The following is a 23,051-nucleotide window of genomic DNA, read 5'->3' as shown; positions in this document are numbered from 1 at the left end:
ACGTTGGAATGGCAAATAGGGAGTGGATGTTTTGATAAAAGTATTGTTAGTGGATGATCATGAAATGGTGCGCATCGGCGTGGCCAGTTATTTAGGTGTACAGGATGATATTGAAGTCGTCGGTGAAGCCGAAAACGGCCAGGTTGGTTATGACAAAGCCATGGCGTTACGCCCAGACGTGATTATGATGGATCTGGTGATGGACGTGATGGACGGCATTGAAGCCACCCAAAAAATCATGGCAGCGTGGCCAGAAGCGCGGATTTTGATCGTCACCAGCTTTATTGACGATGAAAAAGTTTATCCCGCCATCGAAGCTGGCGCTAAAAGCTATATTCTGAAAACCTCTACCGCAGCAGAAATTGCCGACGCGATCCGCGCTACCAACAACGGCGAATCCGTATTGGAGCCCGAGGTCACAACGAAAATGATGCACCGCCTGACCCAGCGGCCAGAACCGAATTTGTATGAAGATTTGACCAAGCGCGAAACTGAAGTGCTGAAGCTGATTGCCCAAGGTAAAAGCAATCAAGAAATCGCTGACGAATTATTTATCACCTTAAAAACCGTTAAAACCCACGTCTCCAATATTTTATCAAAATTACAGGTCGACGATCGCACCCAAGCGGCAATCTATGCCTTAAAGCACCACATTGCTGAATGAGCCCCAAGTAGCAATCAAACGATAAAAAGCCGGTAAGACAGCCTTTAAGCTGCCTTACCGGCTTTTTTTTAACATCTTAAAACAAATGCTTCCGCGCTTGCCGTTTACGGTAGCGGTAATAAGCGTACAGCCCATCAACACTAAGCGTTGCGCCAGTGATGATCAAGCCCATGGTCAGATACGGTGGCCAATAACTGAGACTAACGGTATGACTACCTTTGCTCAGCGGAATGGCGATAAATGTATCTAGCGCGCGCTTGAATTTAACTGGTTTTTGATCAACGGTGGCGTGCCAGCCAGCCGTAGCCGGAATCGTGGTCATCATCACTTGGTGCTTTTTGGTGATATTGATGTGGCCACTTAAATGGATGTTTTTATTCTTGGTCAACTGCCACTGTGACGCCTGCAGTTGTCGAATTCCCCGACTGAACGTTGGCGTATCAAAATGATAAAGCTGGAAGTCCTTGAGCCAAACCTCGTCTTGATTCAAGGTGATCGTCACGGTGACTGGCTTGCCTTTTTCAGCCGCGGCTAAATCGATCAGGACGGTATCGCGGAAGGTATCGTACTGGGTGACCGCCTTGCCGTTCACGCTAAAACTAACTGCCTTACTATTTAAGTTGGAGCCAATCGATAAATAGTACGGATCGTTGGTTTGCGGCGTAAAGGTGTAAGTGATCGTGCCTGCTTTGCCTTTATCGATTTTGCGATAAGTCTGGGTCAGTGGCGCCTTACGCTGCTTAACGTTGTTGTAGTTGACCGTGGCAAAAAGTTGCGGGAGAAATAACGACGAATACCGCTGCGAGCCAGTTAAAGCGTTCATCACGTTGGACTGATAAACGGTAGGGTAACTGGTGTTGGTCTGCGCCTTGAGAATTTGATCTGACGCCGCAAAGCCAAGGTTCAGCGCGTACGGATTTTTGTAGATCGTCACCTGTTTGGTGTGGTCAATTTGATTGTAATAACTTAGATCAGGCTTATCGGTTAAGGCAGGCAACAGCGGATTGCTGGTTCGCGCCGCCGATTCCACCCAATTATCATTGCGTGCTAAGTAGTATTTAATGCCCAAGAAGGCATCGGTAAATAGGGTCCCATTGGAGTAGGCGATGAAGCCATCACCCGCAGGCTGGCCGATTTCGCCCATAAAGTTAGGAATTCTGGATTCAAAGGTGGAGCTAAAATGCGACGCGCTATTATAGCCGGCTTCCATGGAATCATTTTTAGTGCGCATAAAGGTTTTTTCCAGCCGATAAAAGTCAGTTGTGGTGGTGTGCTGCTTGGTCTTATCCACCGCCTTAACCAGATCCGCCGTGTAGTCAGCGTAATCTGATTGGGTCACGTAACTGATTTGATTCAAGCTCAGAATCGCATTGGTGCCCATTTCCACAGCGACAAGCAGTAAAATTGTCCACGGTAGCAGTGGTGAGGTCGAGTCCTTGAATAGCAAGAGCACCACCGCAATCACGCTGAATAATAAGGTCAGCTCGATTGCATTTTGCGTCAAATAAGTAAAGTTTTTAACGTTGATCCAGACATAGACGATGCCAGCACCTAGCAATACCACCAACACAATAGCACTGGGGATGTGCAGCTTGGTCAAGTTTTTTAAGCCAATTGCGGCCAACCAAACCAGCCAAAAACTGACGACAAATGAGAAGCGGTACGGGTACCAAATTGGAAATTGCATCCCATGCCACAACAGATCTAACGGTTCGTAGCACAAGGATAGGCCTAAAAAGCCAGTGACTAAGGCCGCCGCAATCCGTTCCCGCCACGGAATCGTCCTTATGCCGAAGTACAGCAAGAAGCCGCACAACACCAGTGAACCGACAAACAGGTTAGGAAAACCAGTTGGCATTTGGTCAAAGTTAAAGGCGCCGACAACAAATTTGGAGATCATTTTAATGGGGGCGTACTCGAATTTCCAGTGAATTTTGGTGACGGTATATTGGCCTTTACTTTGGGTCAGCGAGTACAGTGTTGGTAGCAAAACTACCGCCGCGGCCGCCGCACCCAGCAGGGAACCGATGGCAAACTTAAGGAACACGCCACAGGTTTGACGCCAACTTTCAAAATGCCGTGCCAGCGCCCACAAAATGTACGCCACCAAGAACAGACAGATCATGTAACTCATATAGTAGTTAATGATCAGCATCGCCGCCAGCATCAAGCTGTAACCGAGATAACTGGCGCCGTGAAACAGCCGCTCGATCATCAAAATAATCAACGGCAAGAACACCACCGCGTCCAGCCAAATCAAGTTAAGTTGATTGGCCACCATCCAGCCCATTAACGCATAACTGGTCGCAAAGGCCGGCAAATACAAGTCGCGGGCAGTATCAGTTTTTTTCAGCAACCAAGCAAAGCTCAGCCCAGCGCAGCCATATTTCATTAACGTCACCAGCATGATCCCCGCCGTCAACGATTTACCTGGGGTTAATAATAGTAGTAAATTAAACGGGCTAAACAAATAATAGGCCCAAACTCCCAGCATATCGCCGCCAATTGCCTTACTGAAGGAGTAAAGAACTTGGCTAGGATGATGCAGTAACGTATCGCGATAAAACGCAAAAAAATCAATATATTGCTGACCTAGATCGACGGTCAGTAAGCTACTGTGGCCAAAGGGAAACATTTGCCGTGCCGCAAAATAGCCGCCCATGATCAAAAATGGTAGCCAAAAACTAAGTAGCAGTGGATAGTGCCGTTTGGTAAAGCTAATCAGTCGTGTCAATCTTTCCACCTCAACATTTTTCTTCTATGTTTAAAAGCATAAGTTATGCCGTCGCCGACTGCAAGTTTTTCCGCCATTTCTTAAGCAGGGTTTATGAAATTAACGGCCGATAATTAAGTGAATCTTAGCTTTTACGCGCTTTAAAATCGTTAAGCGATATGCTAGTATTAATAAGAGTTGTGTGAGTACAGTCTAGAGTGACTAAGCGACACACCCTAATTAAAGCGAGCTTAGTATAGAGGAGAAATCGGCAGTGAAATTTTTGCGGAAAAAATCTAATCGACCAGCTAAAAATCAGTCGAGTATTCCTTTTCGACTGAATTTTTTGTTATTTATCGTGTTCATATTATTTGCGGCCTTGATTGCGCAATTAGGTTATTTGCAGATTCTGTATGGCTCTAAATTTGAAGCCGAAGTTGAAAAAACTGATAAAACCACCGTGACCACTACGGTACCGCGGGGCATGATCTATGATTCCAATGGTCGGGTAATGGTCGGTAATAAGGCTAATAACGCGATTAGCTACACCAAGGATGCCAACGTGTTGTCCACAGACATTTATAAAATTGCTAACCGCTTGACCGGCTATATTAGCGTGAAGGTAGGCACATTGAGTCACCGGGATAAGGTCGATTACTACTTGGCCAATGCGGCTAATTTGAAGAAAATCTACAACAACTTACCCCATAGCCAAAAAGTGGACGCTAACGGGGACTCTGTTGATGAAAAAGTACTGTATAAGCGAGAAATGGCGGCCGTACCAGCCAGTGATCTGAAATTCAGTAGCAAACAAAAGCAAGCCGCACAGATTTTTAAAACGATGAGTGGCGCTTATCAATTATCCACGATTTATATTAAGAATTCTGACGTCACCGAAAAAGAAGTCGCTGAAATCAGTGAACATTTAACTGAATTACCCGGGGTCAACATTGCCTCAGACTGGGAACGCTCGTATCCAAACGGCGATTCGATGAAGAGTATTTTTGGTGGTGTTTCTTCGGAATCATCTGGCTTACCTAGCGATGAATTAAATAAATACTTAACTGAAGGTTATTCCCGTAACGATCGTGTCGGGACCAGCTATCTAGAAGAACAATATGAAAATATCTTAAAGGGCACCAAAGCGGAAACGCAGGTCACCACCGATGCCAACAATAAAGTTACCAGCAGTAAGAAGCTTTATTCTGGTAAAAAAGGTGGCAATTTAGTGCTGACCGTCAATTCCACCTATCAAAAACAAGTGGAAGCTAGCTTGAAGAGCGTCTTCAATACCGCTAAATCAGCTGGGATGACCCAGTATTCTAATGGGGCGTACGCCGTGGCAATGAATCCGAAAACTGGGGCAATTTTGGCAATGGCTGGTTTAGGTTATGATCCGAAAACAGAGAAAACCACCGATGATGCGCTTGGCGTGATCAATCAAACCTTCACAATGGGCTCAGTTGTAAAAGGCGCCACGGTCCTTGGGGGCATGATGGATGGTGTGATCACACCAACCGATAACACCCTTAGTGATACGCCGCTGTACTTCTCAGGTGGCTTAGTCAAAAAGGCGGTTTACTCTGCGGGGACGTACAGCTCATTGAACGCACAACAAGCGTTGGAAGTTTCTTCCAATATTTACATGATGCGCCTAGCCATGAAGGAAGGTACCGCTAAATACACCGCCAACCAGTACTTCAGTATGAACAAGTCTATTTTTGCCAAGGAGCGCGGTTACTTTAATCAATTTGGCTTAGGTCTTAAAACTGGGGTCGATTTGCCCGGCGAAGTTAGTGGCTATACTGGGCCAACAACTGACGTGGTCAAGGCACTTGATTTAGCTTATGGTAACTTTGATCAATACACTGTCATGCAGTTAGGGCAGTACGTGTCAACGATTGCCAATAATGGGTACCGGATGAAGCCATATATGGTACAAGCAATTCGTAATACCAATAGTGATGGTACATTAGGTAGCATTGAATCAACCACCACGCCAACCGTTTTGAATAAAATTGGTGCCACGCAGGATGAGATCAATGTCGTCAAGGAAGGTTTCTACAACGTTACCCATGGTAGTATGGCGTGGGGGACGGCACATTCACTGAAGAGCTTTACCCCAGCAATCGCTGGTAAAACAGGGACGGCGCAAACCTTCTATTATGACTCATCGAATCCGAATAATGCTAACCCACCAGAAACGCTGACGTCTAGCTTTGTTGGCTACGCGCCAGCTAGTGACCCAACGATTGCGGTGGCCGTCGTCTTCCCTAATATTTCAACCAATGCGGACAGTGCGCATTATAATACGGAAGTCGCCGAGCAAATGTTTACCAATTACTTCAAGGATACTGGCGTAACAACGTCAACTGGAACGACTAGCACAACAACGTCTACCAGTTCCTCGAGTTCAAGCACAACCAACTAAGTTTAACCGTCATAAAGTCGTAGCCGTCACTGGTTGCGGCTTTATTAGGTTTGCAAGTATTAAAAATTAGTTACAGCTAAGGAGTTTATTTTATGCAAATTAATCAGGCTATTTTACACATTGTTGATCCGGCCACGGCAACCGCCTATTATTCAGAGCAGGTTTTAGATCTAGCTGAAGCTGGTATCGCGCAGTACATTGAGCAGTTGTGCACGCGCTTTTTGCGCCGCGATAATCAAAATGGCACCTTGCCGGCAGCCAATCCAGTGTTGCAACTCTGCCAGCCTACTGGTGACTTTATCACTGTCAGCCAGCAATTAGCCCGCCGCTTTTTTGACTTCACCTTGCAGCATAGCGACATTGTCAGCGGCGACTTATTGTTGGCCCAACTGACGGATAATGAGCGGGATTACTGGGCAATTTTGAAATTAAATCAGCGCCAGGATTTTATCCATTATTTGAACTACGATGAACAGGCGGTAGCCAATCAAATCGTTTTAAATCAAGCGGTTTTGCCGGCAGTCGGCCAAGCAATCACAGAAGGGGTCATGATCGACCAAGCTAGTGGTCAATATTTTTTGGCTGATAAAGCTTATGAAATTGATGGCGAGAAGCGGCCGTATGTTGCCAGCGACTTTTTGCAAGTGACCGCGGAACCCACGCTGACCTCCAGCGTGAAGCAAGTGCGCCAAGCCGTCAACACGGTGGCGGAGAAGTTTAATCAAGACCCAGTCACCGTCACCGCGGACCTCAAACAGGCCGTTTATCAGAGCTTAAGTGACACCAACACGTTAGACGTCGATTACGTCAGTGACCAAGTCTTCAAAGAAAATCCAACGGCCAAGGCTGAATTTGAACAACAAGTCACCGCCGCCAAGGTGCCACGGCAAAAGGCGGATTTGACCCATAAATTCGAGGCCAAAGTCAGCAAGCAAAAATTCAAACTAGACAACGGCATTGAGTTGATCGTGCCAGTAGACATTTACCAAAACCGCGATTTGATTGAATTTGTTAATAATCCTGACGGTACGATCTCAGTTTTATTGAAGAATATCAACGCCATTCAAAATAAGTTTTAAGCAAAAAATAGCACTACTGACAGCAATTTGTCAGTAGTGCTATTTTTAATTATGAACCACAACTTTGGTGCCAAATGGGATATAGGTGTTGATCCATTTAGCATCCGCAATCGTTAAACGAACACAGCCGTGGGAGGCTTTTTGACCTAATTTTTTTGCTTCAGTGACGTTATATTTTCCAGCAGCGTCAGTTGGTACGCTGTGGAAAAGATAGACCCCGTGGCCGGACCAAGACGTCCAATAATTGGCGCCTTCGTTCAAACTACGATTGAAAAAGCTAGCCCCGCGTTCCGCCTCAATGGTGAAGGTGCCATTTGGGGTGGTATTATCCAACCCAGTGGACGCATACATCGTGTACAAGACTTTGTTGCCGTCCTTAACGTAAACGCGTTGCTTGCTTTGGGAGACCTCTAACCAAGCCTTAGGATGCTGCTTCAAATCAGGGTACGCTTTTTTCTCTGACGGTGCGTGCCAATCGATCGTCTTTTTTGTTGCCGTTGTTTTATTGGTGGCTTTGGCCGCTTTCGTTGTCGTTTTTTGCTTGGTCGACGACTTGACGGTCGATTCAACTTGTGGCGCCATTACTTGCTTGGCGCTGACCACATGCCGATAACCTAGGCCCAATAAAATAACTGCCAAAACGACAATCAGCGCTAATTGCTGCATTTTAATGAATCGCTTCATGAATTAATCGCTCCAATAACAATGATTCTCGCTTAAGACCTATCATACCTGACTCCCATGCTGAACGCAAAGAAGAGGGGGCAAAATTAATATTTCAATTTGATTGCAGAAATGACAGCGCACGCAAACCCGTTTCCGCTGGTCAAATACAGCTAGGCAGTACCGAAACCGTCCAACAAGATAACACCAGCAACGATTAGTACTAAACCGATAATGCCAATTGCATTCAAGGGTTCATGCCATAAGAAAATTGAAATGACGGTGGTTAAAATCAAGCCGAGGCCAGCCCAACTTGCGTAAGCTAGGTTCAGCGGCACCGTTTTGATCGATAATGAAAGAAAATAAAAACAAACGCCATAGGCAATCAGTGTCCCTAAAGTCGGTAGCCAGTGAGTAAACCCCGCTGATACTTTGAGTAAATTAGTGCCAATCAGTTCACCGATAATTGCAACGCCTAAATAAATGTAACCTGTCATTGTGTCTGCCTTCTTTTCCCCAAATAATAGCCTATCCGGCGTTACTTACTTACGGTAATTGGAATCAAGTAAATAACGCTCTACAGACGATACTAAAACACTTTTTTGATTGGTACAACTGAAAAGGCTAACTTTCTTTCAATTATTTTTTCAAAATAGACACTAAATGCAAGCCAGCTGCTTAATCAAAGCAAAATTGCTTAGCTGGCTCAATTTTCAGTTTAAGCAGCGAGACAAAATAGTTGCGTTTTAAGCAAGTGTGGCCTTAAAGTGTAGCTAGCAAGCGGCGTAGTTGGCTCAATTTAAGTGCTTAAAACGTTTTTAAATGAGGTGAGCAGAATTGACATTGACTAGCAAGTATGATGTGCAATATGGCCCAAATTTGACATTAGATTGGTACCAATTGGCAAACCAGCCAGCAAAGGGTATCATAATCGATATTCATGGTGGTGGCTGGTTTCAAGGCGATAAGGCCAAAGAGGCTGATTTAGCGCAGTGGTTGGCACAGCAAGGTTATTTAGTGGTGGTGCCGAATTATCGGTTGGCACCGGCGGCTCATTTTCCAGCACCAATCGCAGACATGGAGCGACTGTATCAGTGGGTCCAAACGCAGCTGCCCGCTTTGCCAGTGGCTGCACTAGGTGGCTCGGCTGGCGGTAATTTGGCGGTTGAATTAAGCATCAAGCATGGCTTGCCGGCAATTTCGTTATCCGGTATTTTGGACATTGATCATTGGTTGGCCACCCATCAGGCGGTGGTGGCAACGGCCGCACACGCCGCCAGCGCGGATACTGCCAGTACGGCCATTGATCAAGCTGGCGCCGATGATTCATTTTATAAGTGGTTTATCAGCAATTATTTAACGCCTGACCAAGCCCGCGCGGCAACGCCTTATCACCGGGTGAACGCTCAGAGTGGGCCGCTGCTGCTGATCAATTCATTGTCTGAGTTTGTGCCGACCTCTGGCGTGCTGCAGCTAAGTCAACAATTAATCCAATTTGGCCTACCTGTTGAAACTATTTTCCTAGCCGGCACGCGGCACGCCAAAGGCTATTTGCCGGACGTGCAGGCGAATATATTGGCGTTTTTGACGCGCTATCTCGGGTAGGCTAGTTGGGCTTTATGGGCGCTTTTGAAAATTAGTCGTGGAATTAACTCATTTAGCTTAGGCCGCAAGTAAACCGCGTTATAACACCTAAAAGCTGCTAGGGCGCAGCTTGAACCCTGTCAAGTAAAAATTCTTTACATTATTTGGTAAAAGGACTAGCCAAGGTTGCTAAAAAATGATAAACTAATACTCGTTTGAGACGAAGGTCGAAAAAAATATAAATATCAGGGAGGATTTCAATTATGCGTGTCAACATTACGATGGAATGCACAGATTGTCATCATCGCAACTACTTAACTAGCAAGAATCGTCGTAACAATCCTGATCGGTTGGAATTAAATAAATATTGCCCAAACGAACGGAAAGTTACGTTACATCGCGAAACTAAGTAATGCCGATTATGCGTTTACTTGGCGTGTCTGGGTAAACGAATGTACAACCGTGATTGCCGATGAAGCTTTGGCGTGCGTGCAGGTAAGTTCGGGCTAATCCCCGAGCTTATTTTTTTAGGAACGGTATTTGCGGGGAGAGTGATTGAATGGAAAAAGCAGCCTTGCGCCAAACGTTGATCAAGCAATTGGCCACACTGCCGACTAAGCAACAAGAAGAAGCTCAGTTGCAGCAACAATTATTTGCATTGCCACAATGGCAACAAGCTAACACCGTGGCGGTGACGCTGAGTCAAGCGCTTGAGGTCAATACACAGCCGATCATCACAGCTGCCCTAGCTACTGGCAAAACAGTGTACGTGCCCAAGGTCATGCCAAAGCGGCAGCTCGCCTTTTTACCGTACACACCAAATGTACCGTTGGTTAAGAGTAAGTTTGGCCTGCAGGAGCCTGTTTTTCAGGCTGACCGCGTGGCAACTGAGTTTGATCTGCTACTTGTGCCCGGCCTTGCGTTTACTGCAGCTGGGCAGCGCCTTGGTTTCGGTGGTGGCTACTATGATCGTTTCTTGGTGCAACATCCACAAGCAACGGTTAGTTTGGCGCTGACACCACAATTTTACGCGACGGCTGATTGGCCGGTGGAACCATTTGATATTTTAATAGATCACGTTATTACCGTGAAGCAGGTGAATACATGCAACGACAATTAAGACAGTTACGCAATGGCCCGTATATGATGTATCTATTTCTCGGGTTACAGATTTTAATGTATTTAGTGCTGACCTTATTTGGTGGTAGTCAAAATGGTAACGTGCTGGTATTTTTTGGTGCTAAAGTTAACAGTTTGATCCAACAAGGTGAGTGGTGGCGGTTGATCACGCCGATTTTCTTGCATAGTGGTTTGACCCATATCGCCGTTAATTCGATCACGCTGTACTTTATCGGCTTACAAATCGAGTCGTTATTTGGCCATTGGCGCTTTACCGTGATTTATTTACTAAGTGGCCTAGCCGGCAATATCGCCAGCTTTGTTTTCAACACAAGTATTTCGGTTGGTGCTAGTACGGCGTTATTCGGCTTATTCGGCGCCTTTTTCATGTTAATGGAAACTTTCCGGCAGAATACCGGAATTCGCGCAATGGGTCAGCAATTTGGCTTATTTATTTTCTTAAACCTAGCCTTTGATCTTTTTATTCCTGGGATTGATTTAGCCGGTCACGTTGGCGGCTTGCTCGGCGGCTTTTTAATCGCTAATTTGGTTGGGGTGCCTAACATGCACGCCGTTTCCAATTGGCGGCGAATCGTCGCCGGCATTGTTTTCATTGCGGCCAGCGGCTTTTTCCTTTATCTGGGTTTTACTAACTGAACTTTCACTGATATAATTGTGGGGTTATTGCAAAATGAAAACATTATATGATGTTCAACAATTGTTGAAAAAATACAATATTTACGTGTATGTCGGTAAGCGACTCTGGGATATTGAACTGATGGCAATTGAGTTAGATCATTTATATGAAGCAGGCGTCGTCGAACATGACACCTATCTGCGGGCAAAAATGGTACTAGAACACGAACATCGCATTGAAGAACGACATGAAAAACAAACTGGAGGCAGCGAGCGACATGGATAAAAAATTGATTGGTGTCGATTTAGGCGGCACAACGACCAAATTTGCGATTCTAACAGTGGAAGGCGATATTCAACAACGCTGGAGCATTGATACTAATATCTTAGACGAAGGGGCACATATCATCCCTGATATCATTGATTCGATCAATCATCACTTGAAGTTATATAATATGACGGCCAGCGACTTTGCCGGCATCGGTATGGGTTCACCGGGCACGGTTGACCGTGCAGCTGGCACAATTATTGGGGCTTACAACTTGAACTGGAAAACTTTGCAACAAGCTAAGCGCGATATTGAAGCTGGCACTAGTATCAAGTTTGCCATTGATAACGATGCTAACGTTGCGGCGTTAGGTGAACGCTGGCAAGGCGCCGGCGAAAACGACGATAACGTGGCTTTCGTTACCTTAGGCACAGGTGTTGGCGGTGGGATCATCGCTGATGGTCATTTATTACACGGCACAGCTGGTTCAGCTGGTGAAATTGGTCATGTAACCATCGATCCAGAAGGTTACTTATGTACTTGTGGCAAAAAAGGTTGCTTAGAAACTGTTGCGTCAGCGACAGGTGTTGTCCGTGTTGCGCGGGATATGGCTGAAGAATATGCGGGTACATCGCAATTGAAGCAGATCTTAGATGATGGGAACGAAATTTCATCTAAAATCACGTTTGACCTAGCTAAGCAAGGCGATCCATTGGCTAAAATGGTTGTCGACAAGGTTGCCAAATACTTGGGCATTGCTTTAGGTAACGTTGGTAACACACTGAATCCTGCCTTCATCGTTATTGGTGGTGGCGTTTCGGCAGCCGGCGACTTCTTGTTGGATCAAGTGCAGGCTTACTTTAATGAATATACTTTCCCACAGGTTCGCGATACGACTAAGCTCAAGCTAGCCGCATTAGGCAATGTTGCCGGCGTTATCGGCGCTGCTTCATTAGCATTAGAATTTGTTTAAAGTACAGGTGTCGGTGACGGCACAGTAAGTTATTTTTGGGGAGGTTCGTTTGGTCATGTGGAATTTAATTTTAGAAATTATCGTTATTGCTTTCCTAGTTTTCTTAGCTGGGCAACAAATTTACTTGATGGTCCAGCGCAAGCGCGTTGGCACTGAATTAGATGAGGAAGCTTTTAACGCCGGCATGCGTAAGGCGCAGATCATTGATTTACGTGAAAGTAAATATTTTGATTCTGGCCATATTTTAGGCGCACGTAATCTGCCGTATTCACAACTAAAACAGCGTTATGGCGAGATTCGGCCTGATCTACCCGTTTATTTTTATGATCAAGGCCGCACGTTGAGTACGCGCGCTGCCATTCAATTACACCGCAAAGGTTATCAGCATATTTTCTGGTTGAAGCGCGGTTTTCAAGATTGGAAAGGCAAAACCAAGCGTAAATAGCAAATTTCAAGGTTGGCGCAATCAAATGATTGTGGTCAACCTTTTTTGCTGAAGTCAAATGACGCGCCGAGGAGGTACAGTAAATGACACGCCGAGGAGGTACAGTAAATGACACCACAAAAACTTATTTTGATCGTTGGACCGACTGCAGTGGGGAAAACGGCGTTGAGCATTGAGCTAGCACACCAATTTGCCGGCGAAGTGATTTCCGGCGATTCGATGCAGGTTTATCGCCAGCTGGATATTGGAACTGCCAAAATTCAACCGGCGGAAATGCAGGGTGTACCGCATCATCTATTGAATATTCGCGCCATGACTGAACCGTTTACCGTCGCTGACTTTCAAGCGCTAGCCCAACAGGCGATTACCACGATTGTGCAGCGTGGCCACCAACCCTTTATCGTGGGCGGTACTGGTTTTTATTTGCAGTCCTTGTTACGCGGCTATCAGCTCGGCGGTGCAGCTAGTGCGGCTAGCCAAGCGGTGCGGGACAAGTGGCAACAAGTGGCGGCAACACAAGGGGTGCAAGCACTGCAAACGGCGCTGGCACAAGTCGACCCTGTTAGCGCAGCAAAAATTCCGGCTGGCGATAGCCGCCGCTTGATTCGGGCACTAGAAGTTTTTGAGTTAACGGGTCAGCCGATTTCGGCGCAAACCGATGCGGTTAACGCGCAATATCAACCCTTTATCATTGGCTTGACCACCCAGCGGCAGCAGTTGTATCAGCGGATCAATTTACGGGTTGAGCAGATGCTGGCCGCCGGTTTATTGACCGAAGCAAAATTAGTTTACACCCAGCGACAACAAGCACCGCAAGCCAGCAAGGCAATCGGCTATAAGGAATTTTTCCCGTACTTTGCCGGTGACATTGATTTGCCAACAGCGGTGGCGCAGGTGCAACAGAATTCGCGCCATTTTGCCAAGCGCCAGTTAACTTTTTTCCGCAATCAAATGGCAACGCACTGGTACGATTTATTAGCACAGCCAGAACAATTAGCACAAATCAAAGCTGACGTGGCGGCGTTTTTAGCCGAATAAATATTTAAGGAGTCTATCATGGAAGAAAATTGGCAACACATCGATCCTAAGTTACAAACATTGGTTGAACAGGTCGATCAACAAATTCAACCGCAATTGGCTAAAATCAGCCAGCGCGTGTTATATAATCAGCATAAAGTTTTAGCCGCTTTTCGGGAACATAAAGTGGCTGCGACGAGCTTTGCCGGCACCACCGGTTATGGGTACGACGATGAAGGCCGTGATCAGCTGGATGCCGTCTATGCCCAAGCATTTGGTGGCGAGGCGGCGATCGTGCGGCCACAATTTGTTTCTGGCACTCACGCCATTGGCACCGCCTTTTTTGGTCTTTTACGCCCTGGTGATGAATTATTGTATTTAACTGGCATGCCCTACGATACGCTACAAGAAGTCATCGGCGTAGCGGGCAACGGTATTGGTTCGTTAAAGGAATTCGGCATTAGTTTCGATTACGTGCCACTAACGGCTGCTGGCAAAGTTGCGCTAGAGCAGATTGCGGCCCATTTGACACCGCAAACTAAGGTCGTTGCAATCCAACGGTCACGGGGTTACGCGAGCCGTGATAGCTTTACCGTGGCAGAAATTGCAACAATGATCAAGGCCGTGCGCCAATTAGCGCCGGCGGTGACCATTTTTGTCGATAACTGCTATGGTGAATTTTCCGAAACTGAAGAACCTTTGGCGGTGGGGGCTGACTTAATGGCCGGCTCACTAATCAAAAATCCCGGTGGGGGCTTGGCTAAAACTGGCGGCTACGTGGCGGGACGGCGTGATCTCGTCGAAAAAGTGGGCTACGCACTGACGGTGCCGGGGATCGGCGCTGAAGAAGCTGCTACACTACACAGCCTAAGTGACATGTTCCAAGGTTTCTTTTTAGCACCGCATGTGGTGGGTGAAGCCATCAAAGGCGCTATTTTCACCGCGGCGTTACTGGAGAAATTGCAGCTTGATGTCCACCCAACTTGGCAAGCACCACGCACGGACTTGATTCAAACGGTGAATTTCGGCAACGCAGAGGCGATGGTCACCTTTGCTCGTGCAATCCAGCAGTTCTCGCCGATCGACGCCTACGTTGAACCGATTCCCAGCGACATGGCCGGTTATGAAGATCCCATCATTATGGCTGCCGGCACCTTCGTCCAAGGCGCCAGCGTTGAACTGTCTGCCGATGGGCCACTACGGCCGCCTTACACGCTGTATATCCAAGGTGGACTAACTTTTGAACACGTGAAGTTGGCGATCACTGCGGCGGCTAATTCTGTCTTTTTTACCGCAAAATAAAAGTGACAAAAGCGTCTCAGTTTGGCTGAGCGCTTTTTTGGTTGCTTAAAGTGGCGATGTTATCTCATTAACAAAATCTATGTTATAAAACATAACATATCCGGTTGACAAACGGTTGCAGGCTTGCTATGATTGGATTGTCTTTTAAAGGAGGGTCGCTATGAAAGAGAAAGAATTACGGCGTTCATTATCTGTTTTCCCGATTGGTACAGTCATGAAATTAACCGATTTAACGGCACGGCAAATTCGCTATTACGAAGAGCAAGAATTGATTCGGCCACAGCGCAACGACGGTAACCGGCGGATGTATTCGCTGAATGATATCGATGTGTTGTTGGAAATCAAGGATTACTTGGCTGAAGGCATCAATATGGCTGGCATTAAGCATATTTATGATATGCAAGCACAGGCCAAGCAAAAAAAGCAAGCTGATTTAAAACGCCCAGTCACCGATGAAGATGTGCGCCGTATTTTTCACGATGAATTGGTACAACAAGGTCGATTTAATAATGATGAACAAGGCCAATCAACGCTTTTTCATACGCATAAGCCGCTTTAAGGACGCGCATAAGGTGAGATTGATTTGGTGACAAAATTGAAGGAGCGATGATCATGGCTAAAAAGAACTACACTAAAGATGAGATCCGTAAAATTGCACAAGATGAAAATGTCCAGTTTCTCCGTTTAATGTTTACCGACATTAGCGGTGTGATCAAGAACGTTGAAGTCCCAGTTGATCAGCTGGACAAAGTGCTGGATAACAAAGTGATGTTCGATGGTTCTTCAATCGACGGTTTTGTCCGCATTGAAGAAAGCGATATGTACTTATACCCTGACCTAAATACTTGGATGATCTTCCCTTGGGGATCCGAGCATGGTAAGGTCGCCCGGCTAATTTGCCGGATCTATAACACGGATGGCACACCATTTAGTGGCGATCCGCGTAATAACTTAATTCGCGTTCTCGATGAAATGCGGGCAGCTGGCTACACTGATTTCAACATCGGCCCAGAACCAGAATTCTTCTTGTTCAAGCTAGATGACAAAGGTGAACCAACGTTGCAATTAAATGATAAGGGTAGCTACTTTGATTTTGCCCCAGTTGATCTTGGTGAAAATTGCCGCCGCGATATCGTGTTGGAGCTAGAAAATATGGGCTTTGAAGTCGAAGCAAGCCACCATGAAGTCGCACCTGGCCAACATGAAATCGACTTTAAGTATGCCGATGCTTTAGCTGCCGCCGATGATATTCAAACCTTTAAGTTGGTGGTTAAAACAGTTGCCCGCAAGCACGGTTTACATGCCACCTTTATGCCAAAACCATTGGATGGTATCAACGGTTCTGGGATGCATATGAACATGTCGTTATTCCACGATAAAGGCAATGCGTTCTGCGACAACAAGGGTGAGATGCAATTGTCCACCGAAGCTTATTATTTCTTAGCTGGTTTGTTGAACCATGCCCGGGGCTTAACTGCAATTGCCAATCCAACAGTTAACTCGTATAAACGCTTGGTACCAGGCTTTGAAGCTCCAGTTTATGTGGCTTGGTCTGGTAAAAACCGTTCACCATTGGTCCGTATTCCAGCTGCGCGTGGCTTATCTACTCGTTTGGAATTACGCAGTGTCGACCCAACGGCTAACCCATATTTGGTTATTGCTGCTATGTTAGAAGCCGGCTTAGACGGCGTTCGCAACAAAATCGAACCACGGCCAGCCGTTGATCGTAACATTTACCGAATGGACGAAGATGAGTTGAAGGCTAATCACATCACTGATCTACCATCAACGTTGCACAACGCCTTAAAAGACTTGCAAAAAGATGATGTTTTGCGCGCCTCATTGGGTACCCATTTGTACCAAAGCTTTATGGAGTCCAAGCGCTTAGAATGGGCTTCTTATCGCCAAGTCGTTTCACAATGGGAACGCGATCAATATTTGGAATTATATTAAAAATTAAAGCTAGCGCCGCCGGTAAACCGTTTTTAACGCTGTTTGCCGGTGGCGCTTTTTTTACTGTCAATTAAGCGCACCAAACAAGCCGACTAACCTGTCCAAAATAGTGCCGTTAAGTTTTGTTTAAGCTTAGATTACTATACTGGGGGACATTAAACGTGTCCCTTTCCTTTTTGGCGTACTTTGTTATGACCGCGGCTAACCAGTTGACCCACGATTTTAAATGATAAAGCACATTAGTGACAATCAGCGCAGGATGTCACTAATAGCGCGGTGAAGACTGGGTCACAGAAGGAGACAGGGCCATTTTAAAGCATTATCGGCTTAAGCAAAAATATCGGCGGTACTTATATCATTGTGGTTTCGTTGTTGGTGGATTAATTTTGGTGACGGTTGGTCTTTTATTCTGGCGGTCGGCTAGTGCTGACCCAGTAGCTGGCCAACAGAACCAAAGTAAAACGGCAACAGCATCGTCGACTAATACTGTTGCCACGGCGGCAACAAAGCAGCGCACGATCATTACAAAGAACCTCCAAAATTATTTAAAACAAGTCACTGCTGATGGAGACGCCAGCGTTAGTTTCTATAGCTTGGCCGCCACAAACAATTCAGCCGCAGATACGACTAAAAATCAGTTAATTTATGGTGACGGAAAAATTAACGTCGAAAGTAATGCGACAACAAGTGAAACGCCGGCCAGCACCTATAAACTATTTATCGCGGCATATTTATTTTACTTGCGGCAAAGCGGTCAGTTTAGCTGGACCAGTACCAATCGCAGTGGCTTTTACCAGATGATCGTGAATTCCAGCAATGACTTTCCCCTAAGTATTCGCGCTGAATACGGTACAGCAAGTATTAACGCCTTTATCAAAAGCCAAGGCTGGACTAGCCCAGTTTTCCGCAATGAGGAGGCAACCAGCACGACTAGCCAAAGCCTACGTGCGCTGTTGCAGAATCTAGCTGCTGGTACTGGCGCGTTTAGCAATGCGCAGGATCAACAGTACCTATTGTCATTGATGAAAAAGCAAATCTATCGTGCTGGCATTCCTGCAGGTGTGGCCACAGTTGATCAAGGGGCCACGGTGGCGGACAAAGTCGGTTTTTTGGATGATGTGAATAATGACGCAGCAATTGTCACGACGAGCACGGGCCAGCGCTATATATTGGTGATCATGACGCACGGCCACAATCAGGCAACCTTAGATTTTTCGCGGATCAAAGCCATCGCGGCAAGGGTGCAGCAAATCGTCTATGGGACCAACGCGGGCACTGAGCTAAAAAATTACAGCGCAGACTAAGGCGCAACAGCATGATACCAGCTTGTTTCCTGTATCTGGGGCACAAGCTATTTTTATTGAATAAAAAGCGCCAGCAACTGAATTAGTTGCCGACGCTTTTTTGCTGCCTTAATGCTTCGTAAACGGAATATCTAATTGACAAGCATTTAAATCTAATTGGTAGGTTGCTACGGTTTGTGGCCGCAACGTCATCCCCATGTCGCTGGCGTAAACGATCACACCGAGCTGATGGCCAGCGGCGACTTGAAAATGAGTTGGCTGCAGGTCAAAATTCACAGTGTAAAAGGTATTGGGCACAACCGGTAAATTGGTGGTATTACTTTGCCGATTTTGCAAATTAATGTGGCCACGAGTGATCACTTTGTAGTCAGTGGCGGGTTGTAATTTGAATTCAACTAAATCGTCGGTTTGCCCAGCAGGCGTCAAACGATAACCGTGGCGTTCCACCAGATCAGGGGTGGCGCCTAAGCGTTGCGCTTGACCGTAGTCGACAACTAGCACGCTGAGCAGCCCAGCTGGCTGGTCAACGGCCGCCTGCAGCGTTGCCGTGATACTACCATCGATCACTAGCGACTGCGCTAACGGCACTGTTTTAAGCCGCAATTGATTAGCGGCATAAACAGAGGGTTCCTTGGTGAAATCATCACGCCACTGCACCTCATCACGGCCACGCTGCTCAAATAACCGCCGATTATCGTCTTTGAAACTAACAAACGCCGCATCAGTTGGCTCATCCAAGGTCAGTGCCGCGGGCGTAAAATGATACAGCTGCCGCTTACGATCGGCGGAGGCCCAATCATGATGCCCACGCCACGTTGCCGCCTGCAAATTATCCTGAATCATCACGTTCGGCAACACATCCGGCGCCGCATTAGCCACACCATACAATTCATAGCTTAACCACAAATTCAGCATATCGCTAAAGTCCAACGACGGCATATTATTGATGTAAATATGCTGGCCTTGGTGCAAAATTAACTTCCGCTGCACGCCAGTTGGTTTTAAGGCTTGCCAGATTTTTTCAACGTTACGCGGCTTTACGTTCCAATCGTTTAGCCCGTGAACTAGAACCACGTCAGCCTTGACGTGCTCTGCCTGATCGCGGTAGTTACGCGCCGCCCAAAAATCGTTATAGTTGCCAGTTTGCCGCTCTTGACCCACACGCAGTTGCTGCAATTCATCAGCAAAAACCTGCTGTACTTTAGCGTAGTCGGCGGCATCTTTTTGCCGCGAGAAACAGAGATCAGCCAGCACATCAGTATCTTCGCCTTGGCAATCAATCGGGGCAACGACTAGGCCGTTGTCACGATAATAATCGTACCAACTAGAGATCGCTGCTTCAGCAATAATGGTCTTCAAACCAGCTACACCAGTGGTCGCTGCGGCGATAGCTAAGGTGCCGAGATACGACTTACCAGTCATGGCCACGTTGCCGTTACACCAGCTAGCCTTGATCTCAATATTATCGGTACGATTGGTGAACGCGCGGCGCTTGCCGTTGAGCCATTCAATGATTGCGATGGTCGACACTGTTTCAGCGACTGAGCCGCAAGTACGGATACCATCTGAATCACGGGTGCCAATACCGCCAGCGTAAACGCTGGCAAAACCGCGGGCCAGCATATAATCGTTGAGCGAATAAACCTGGTTAGCGGTGGCGTGCTGTTCAGCCTGCTCAGCATGACCGTTAACCGGCCGCGGGGCGGGGATTGGCGGTGTTGCCACTTTGGCCGCCGCAACGGGGTCAGTTTTTACCGCTAATTCTTGATCAACAGTATGCAACTTAGCAGCCACATCATTGATCCCTTTAAAATAAGGGTTGGCCGTGTACAGCGCCGGAATTTTCAGGCCAGCAGGTACACGGGGGCGTAAAATGGTCGTTGCCAACAAATCACGTTTGCCGTCTTGGTCAGTATCCAGTGGCGCTTCAACGTAAACGACCTCTTTGATCAGATCATCAGTAGCAAATACGGCTTGCGCCTTGCCATTGAAGAACAGCGGCCGTGGCCCTGTGTAAGCTGCAAAAAAGCCACGGTTGGCTAAGTCGTCTAAGTAGGTCAGGCCTAACTTAGTGTGCGTCGTCAACAATAGGTAAATATCCGTCAGTAAAGTGGTGTTATCTAACGGCGTCGCCACGTTAAAGGCCAAGTGGCTCGTCTTCATAAAAGCGATTGGATCAGCGAGCTGGAATTCAGTACCGACCTCAAACCCCAGCAACTGCAGCGCAACATTGTAAAATTGCGTGGCCGTTAGTGCGGTCGGTTGGGCTAAAAAGGCACTCACCGTTAACTGTTCATCTAAAACTAACTTAGCGAGTGCTTCATTTTGACTAGTTTCCGTGATTGCTTCAGGAAAGCAGCAACGAAGAAAATGCGCGAAATTAGTGGCTAATGGCGCCGTGGTTGCAGTAGCAGCGAATAAACCAATGGCTTGCAATTCAGTTAATGCCTGCTCAGTGTCAACATGAATTTGTGCGAACTGATTAAATTTCATATGAAAACCTCCAATAATGATCTTGCCTCTATTATTGAATAAGCCACGCTAAAACACAAACGCAAAATTAGGTGTTATCTAGGCGTGTCTGCTATAATTAGTAGGAATTTTAACGAAGGAATGATGACATATTCAAAAATTAACTAATGAGCAGTGGGCCTGGCCAGATGAAGCCGCCTTTTTACCGGCATTTGCGGCGGTGTATCGCCAAGTCGATCCAAGCGTGGTCACTGATTTTGATCGTTACGCGGTAAATTTTCCCACCCGTAAAGAAATCATGCAGCACTATGGAAAAAGTTGGTACGCGCTGAAACGCGCCGCGGGCCTAGGCTTTTTGCCGCAACAATTATCGGCCGGTGAGCTGTTGAATATGGCCAGCGAAATCTTCGCAGACGAACCAGTGAGCTTGACCTCACTGCAACAATACGGCATCACCACAGCCTTATTAACCGCACGTTTTGGCAGTGTCGAACAAGTTTTCAAATTATTAAAAGTAACCCCAGCTGATTAGTTACGGTAAGTTACTAGTGCTAAATACACAGCGTAAATGATGCGATAATTGCAGTTCTGGTTACCGAGCCGCATTTCAGTCATGCTGCTGACAAATGTAAAGTCGATCGAACAGCCTAGCTAGCCAGTAAAATGACTTGTTGACACTATGGCTGAGTTTCTTTATAATTAATCCTGTTATTGTCTCGATAGCTCAGCTGGATAGAGCAACGGTCTTCTAAACCGTAGGCCGTGGGTTCGAATCCCACTCGGGGCATTTTAGACTAACCTAAATAAGTTTAACTGGATGAGAACCTTGCTAAATTAATCTTTAGTGGGTTCTTATTTTTGATTAAGCTGTAAAGTGAGGTAGAAAAATGACTTTTGAAGGAGTCGTAACTGATATTGTCAAAACCATCAAGCACCGTCAAGCACAACCAACGGGCGCGCAGTTAGCATTACCAGTAACATTTACCCATGAACATAAAATTGCTGCCGGCTGTATTGTTTTTATTGTTGAACCTGATGGCAGTTATCAGGCGCGCCAATTTGATGTGCGTTTTCCGGATATTGACGCCGCTGTACAGGCAATTTATCATGCCGCTTATTTTGAATGTGACGCTGATTCTGATCAAATGGAACCACTAATTGCCGCAGTGAAACAACAATTAACGGCTTAATTGTATTAAATCAGCAAAATGATTTGCAACTTGACGGATTTATTGGTATGCTATTAGCGTTGTAATTGTGGCTGCCACAGCTACAACCGCTCGGAACAAGTTTAAGTCGGGTAACCGCACTTGGTTTCGGCGAGTCTAAGACGAGGAGGTGCAGCATATGTACGCAATTATCAAAACTGGTGGTAAACAACTTAAGGTCGAAGCAGGTCAAAAGATCTGGATCGAAAAGTTAGATGCTCAAGAAGGCGATGAAGTCACTTTTGACGACATTGTTTTAGTTGGCGGTGAAGGTGAAACTAAGATCGGCACACCAACAGTAGCAGGCGCAACCGTAACTGGTACGGTTGAAAAACAAGGCAAGGAAAAGAAAGTTGTTACTTACAAGTACAAGCCTAAGAAGCATAGCCATAACAAAGTTGGCCATCGTCAACCATACACACGTGTATTGATTAACGCAGTTAACGCATAATTAAAGAGTAGGTGGTTATATGATTCAAGCGCAATTTGAACGGGATAGTGATGGTATTATCCATTACTTCCAGTTGACGGGGCACGCTGATTCAGGGCCTTATGGTAGTGATATTGTGTGTGCAGCTGTTTCGGCAGTTGCCATTGGTGCAGTTAACGGTATTCAGCAACTGGCGGCAATTACGCCCAAGGTTAAAGCTGATTCGGATAACGGCGGTCACCTTGAATGTCGCTTACCGCAGAATCTGAATGCGGATCAAGCTAACACAGCTCAAATTATCTTAGCTAATTTCTTGCTAAGCTTGGAAAGTATCGCTGAGAATTACTCTGATTATGTCACAATTAAAAAATAAAAAACTAAACGCAGGAGGTGCACGGATATGTTGAAAATGGATCTACAATTCTTCTCCCATCATAAAGGGGGCGGCTCGACTTCTAACGGTCGTGACTCTGCTGGCCGTCGTTTAGGCAGCAAAAGTGCTGACGGTCAAACTGTTACAGGCGGTTCGATCCTCTATCGGCAACGCGGCACAAAGATTCACCCTGGTGCCAATGTCGGTATCGGTGGCGATGATACCTTATACGCATTAACTGATGGCGTTGTTAAATTTGAACGCTTCGGTCGCGATAAGAAGAAAGTTTCTGTTTACCCTGCAGAAGCCGCAGCTAAATAGTTCATTAAGTAAGTACGGAACCTATTTGTTTGGTTCTGTGCTTTTTGGCTCTTTGTCAAATCCTGTTGATAGCTAATTTTAGGCAGAACTGGAAGT

Annotated in this window: 24 protein-coding genes, 1 tRNA gene and 1 other annotated feature; of the genes, 21 read left to right on the top strand and 4 right to left on the bottom strand. The window is 46.3% G+C overall.

All coding sequences use genetic code 11. The features are described from left to right. Positions 1 to 31: 31 nt before the first annotated feature. Positions 32 to 664 (top strand): response regulator, encoded by a 633-nt coding sequence (locus EKM80_RS02080; RefSeq protein ID WP_125551465.1) that lies wholly within the window; start codon positions 32 to 34, stop codon positions 662 to 664. A 76-nt stretch (positions 665 to 740) separates the two neighbouring features. Here EKM80_RS02080 and EKM80_RS02075 read toward each other — a convergent pair whose 3' ends face one another. Continuing rightward, positions 741 to 3,398 (bottom strand): YfhO family protein, encoded by a 2,658-nt coding sequence (locus EKM80_RS02075; protein ID WP_225418786.1) that lies wholly within the window; start codon positions 3,396 to 3,398, stop codon positions 741 to 743. A 253-nt stretch (positions 3,399 to 3,651) separates the two neighbouring features. Between EKM80_RS02075 and EKM80_RS02070 the strand changes: the two genes are divergently transcribed. Next, positions 3,652 to 5,808, top strand: coding sequence for a peptidoglycan D,D-transpeptidase FtsI family protein (locus EKM80_RS02070; RefSeq protein WP_125551464.1), 2,157 nt, complete (start codon positions 3,652 to 3,654; stop codon positions 5,806 to 5,808). Between the two features lie 92 nt (positions 5,809 to 5,900). After that, positions 5,901 to 6,887: a nucleoid-associated protein gene (locus EKM80_RS02065; RefSeq protein WP_125551463.1), complete on the top strand. Its 987-nt coding sequence runs from the start codon at positions 5,901 to 5,903 to the stop codon at positions 6,885 to 6,887. 45 nt (positions 6,888 to 6,932) lie between these two features. Here EKM80_RS02065 and EKM80_RS02060 read toward each other — a convergent pair whose 3' ends face one another. Next, entirely contained in the window at positions 6,933 to 7,571 is a 639-nt protein-coding gene (locus tag EKM80_RS02060) for a L,D-transpeptidase (RefSeq protein ID WP_125551462.1), read from the bottom strand. Positions 7,572 to 7,723: 152 nt separating this feature from the next. Next, positions 7,724 to 8,047: a DMT family transporter gene (locus EKM80_RS02055; protein ID WP_125551461.1), complete on the bottom strand. Its 324-nt coding sequence runs from the start codon at positions 8,045 to 8,047 to the stop codon at positions 7,724 to 7,726. Positions 8,048 to 8,387: 340 nt separating this feature from the next. On the opposite strand from EKM80_RS02055, the gene EKM80_RS02050 reads away from it, so the two are divergent. From EKM80_RS02050 to EKM80_RS01995, 12 genes are all read left to right on the top strand, one after another. Then, the gene (locus tag EKM80_RS02050; protein ID WP_125551460.1) at positions 8,388 to 9,155 is read left to right on the top strand and encodes an alpha/beta hydrolase fold domain-containing protein; all 768 of its coding nucleotides are present in this window, start codon (positions 8,388 to 8,390) and stop codon (positions 9,153 to 9,155) included. A gap of 242 nt (positions 9,156 to 9,397) precedes the next feature. Next, positions 9,398 to 9,547: a 50S ribosomal protein L33 gene (gene rpmG, locus EKM80_RS02045; protein ID WP_010011044.1), complete on the top strand. Its 150-nt coding sequence runs from the start codon at positions 9,398 to 9,400 to the stop codon at positions 9,545 to 9,547. A gap of 146 nt (positions 9,548 to 9,693) precedes the next feature. Further along, complete coding sequence (locus EKM80_RS02040; RefSeq protein WP_125551459.1) at positions 9,694 to 10,254, top strand: 5-formyltetrahydrofolate cyclo-ligase; 561 nt, start codon at positions 9,694 to 9,696, stop codon at positions 10,252 to 10,254. Next, the gene (locus tag EKM80_RS02035; RefSeq protein ID WP_125551458.1) at positions 10,239 to 10,910 is read left to right on the top strand and encodes a rhomboid family intramembrane serine protease; all 672 of its coding nucleotides are present in this window, start codon (positions 10,239 to 10,241) and stop codon (positions 10,908 to 10,910) included. Before EKM80_RS02040 ends, EKM80_RS02035 begins: the two co-directional genes overlap by 16 nt. 34 nt (positions 10,911 to 10,944) lie before the next feature. Next, entirely contained in the window at positions 10,945 to 11,175 is a 231-nt protein-coding gene (locus EKM80_RS02030) for a YqgQ family protein (RefSeq protein WP_125551457.1), read from the top strand. Beyond that, on the top strand, positions 11,168 to 12,130 hold the full coding sequence (locus EKM80_RS02025; RefSeq protein ID WP_125551456.1) for an ROK family glucokinase: 963 nt from the start codon (positions 11,168 to 11,170) through the stop codon (positions 12,128 to 12,130). Before EKM80_RS02030 ends, EKM80_RS02025 begins: the two co-directional genes overlap by 8 nt. Positions 12,131 to 12,185: 55 nt before the next feature. Then, positions 12,186 to 12,575, top strand: coding sequence for a rhodanese-like domain-containing protein (locus EKM80_RS02020; protein WP_125551455.1), 390 nt, complete (start codon positions 12,186 to 12,188; stop codon positions 12,573 to 12,575). A 108-nt stretch (positions 12,576 to 12,683) separates the two neighbouring features. Continuing rightward, positions 12,684 to 13,613, top strand: coding sequence for a tRNA (adenosine(37)-N6)-dimethylallyltransferase MiaA (gene miaA, locus EKM80_RS02015; RefSeq protein ID WP_125551454.1), 930 nt, complete (start codon positions 12,684 to 12,686; stop codon positions 13,611 to 13,613). A gap of 18 nt (positions 13,614 to 13,631) precedes the next feature. After that, positions 13,632 to 14,894: a methionine gamma-lyase family protein gene (locus EKM80_RS02010; protein ID WP_125551453.1), complete on the top strand. Its 1,263-nt coding sequence runs from the start codon at positions 13,632 to 13,634 to the stop codon at positions 14,892 to 14,894. 160 nt (positions 14,895 to 15,054) lie between these two features. Next, positions 15,055 to 15,453, top strand: coding sequence for a MerR family transcriptional regulator (locus EKM80_RS02005; RefSeq protein ID WP_125551452.1), 399 nt, complete (start codon positions 15,055 to 15,057; stop codon positions 15,451 to 15,453). 53 nt (positions 15,454 to 15,506) lie between these two features. Continuing rightward, positions 15,507 to 16,847: a type I glutamate--ammonia ligase gene (gene glnA, locus EKM80_RS02000; RefSeq protein ID WP_125551451.1), complete on the top strand. Its 1,341-nt coding sequence runs from the start codon at positions 15,507 to 15,509 to the stop codon at positions 16,845 to 16,847. A 389-nt stretch (positions 16,848 to 17,236) separates the two neighbouring features. Next, a complete protein-coding gene (locus tag EKM80_RS01995) occupies positions 17,237 to 18,151 on the top strand; it encodes a serine hydrolase (protein ID WP_164509485.1) in 915 nt (304 codons plus the stop codon). 108 nt (positions 18,152 to 18,259) lie between these two features. Here the strand turns inward: EKM80_RS01995 and EKM80_RS01990 are convergent, their stop codons facing one another. Then, complete coding sequence (locus EKM80_RS01990) at positions 18,260 to 20,644, bottom strand: Xaa-Pro dipeptidyl-peptidase (RefSeq protein WP_125551449.1); 2,385 nt, start codon at positions 20,642 to 20,644, stop codon at positions 18,260 to 18,262. A gap of 199 nt (positions 20,645 to 20,843) precedes the next feature. Between EKM80_RS01990 and EKM80_RS01985 the strand changes: the two genes are divergently transcribed. The 6 genes from EKM80_RS01985 to rpmA all read left to right on the top strand — a co-directional run bounded on the left by EKM80_RS01985 (position 20,844) and on the right by rpmA (position 22,955). Beyond that, entirely contained in the window at positions 20,844 to 21,155 is a 312-nt protein-coding gene (locus tag EKM80_RS01985) for a hypothetical protein (RefSeq protein ID WP_225418785.1), read from the top strand. 181 nt (positions 21,156 to 21,336) lie between these two features. Then, positions 21,337 to 21,410, top strand: a tRNA-Arg gene (locus EKM80_RS01980). A gap of 100 nt (positions 21,411 to 21,510) precedes the next feature. Further along, complete coding sequence (locus tag EKM80_RS01975; protein WP_125551448.1) at positions 21,511 to 21,813, top strand: hypothetical protein; 303 nt, start codon at positions 21,511 to 21,513, stop codon at positions 21,811 to 21,813. 74 nt (positions 21,814 to 21,887) lie between these two features. Further along, positions 21,888 to 21,960, top strand: a sequence feature (ribosomal protein L21 leader region). A gap of 10 nt (positions 21,961 to 21,970) precedes the next feature. After that, a complete protein-coding gene (gene rplU / locus EKM80_RS01970; protein ID WP_125551447.1) occupies positions 21,971 to 22,282 on the top strand; it encodes a 50S ribosomal protein L21 in 312 nt (103 codons plus the stop codon). 19 nt (positions 22,283 to 22,301) lie between these two features. Then, positions 22,302 to 22,634, top strand: coding sequence for a ribosomal-processing cysteine protease Prp (locus EKM80_RS01965; protein WP_125551446.1), 333 nt, complete (start codon positions 22,302 to 22,304; stop codon positions 22,632 to 22,634). Positions 22,635 to 22,661: 27 nt separating this feature from the next. Then, positions 22,662 to 22,955: a 50S ribosomal protein L27 gene (rpmA, locus tag EKM80_RS01960; RefSeq protein WP_125551445.1), complete on the top strand. Its 294-nt coding sequence runs from the start codon at positions 22,662 to 22,664 to the stop codon at positions 22,953 to 22,955. Positions 22,956 to 23,051 lie beyond the last annotated feature (96 nt).

The sequence above is a fragment of the Loigolactobacillus jiayinensis genome (genome assembly GCF_003946445.1).
In the GTDB taxonomy this organism is placed as follows: Bacteria; Bacillota; Bacilli; order Lactobacillales; family Lactobacillaceae; genus Loigolactobacillus; species Loigolactobacillus jiayinensis.
The sequence above is the reverse complement of the archived record's forward strand: the minus strand, read 5'-3'. Positions and strand labels throughout refer to the sequence as shown.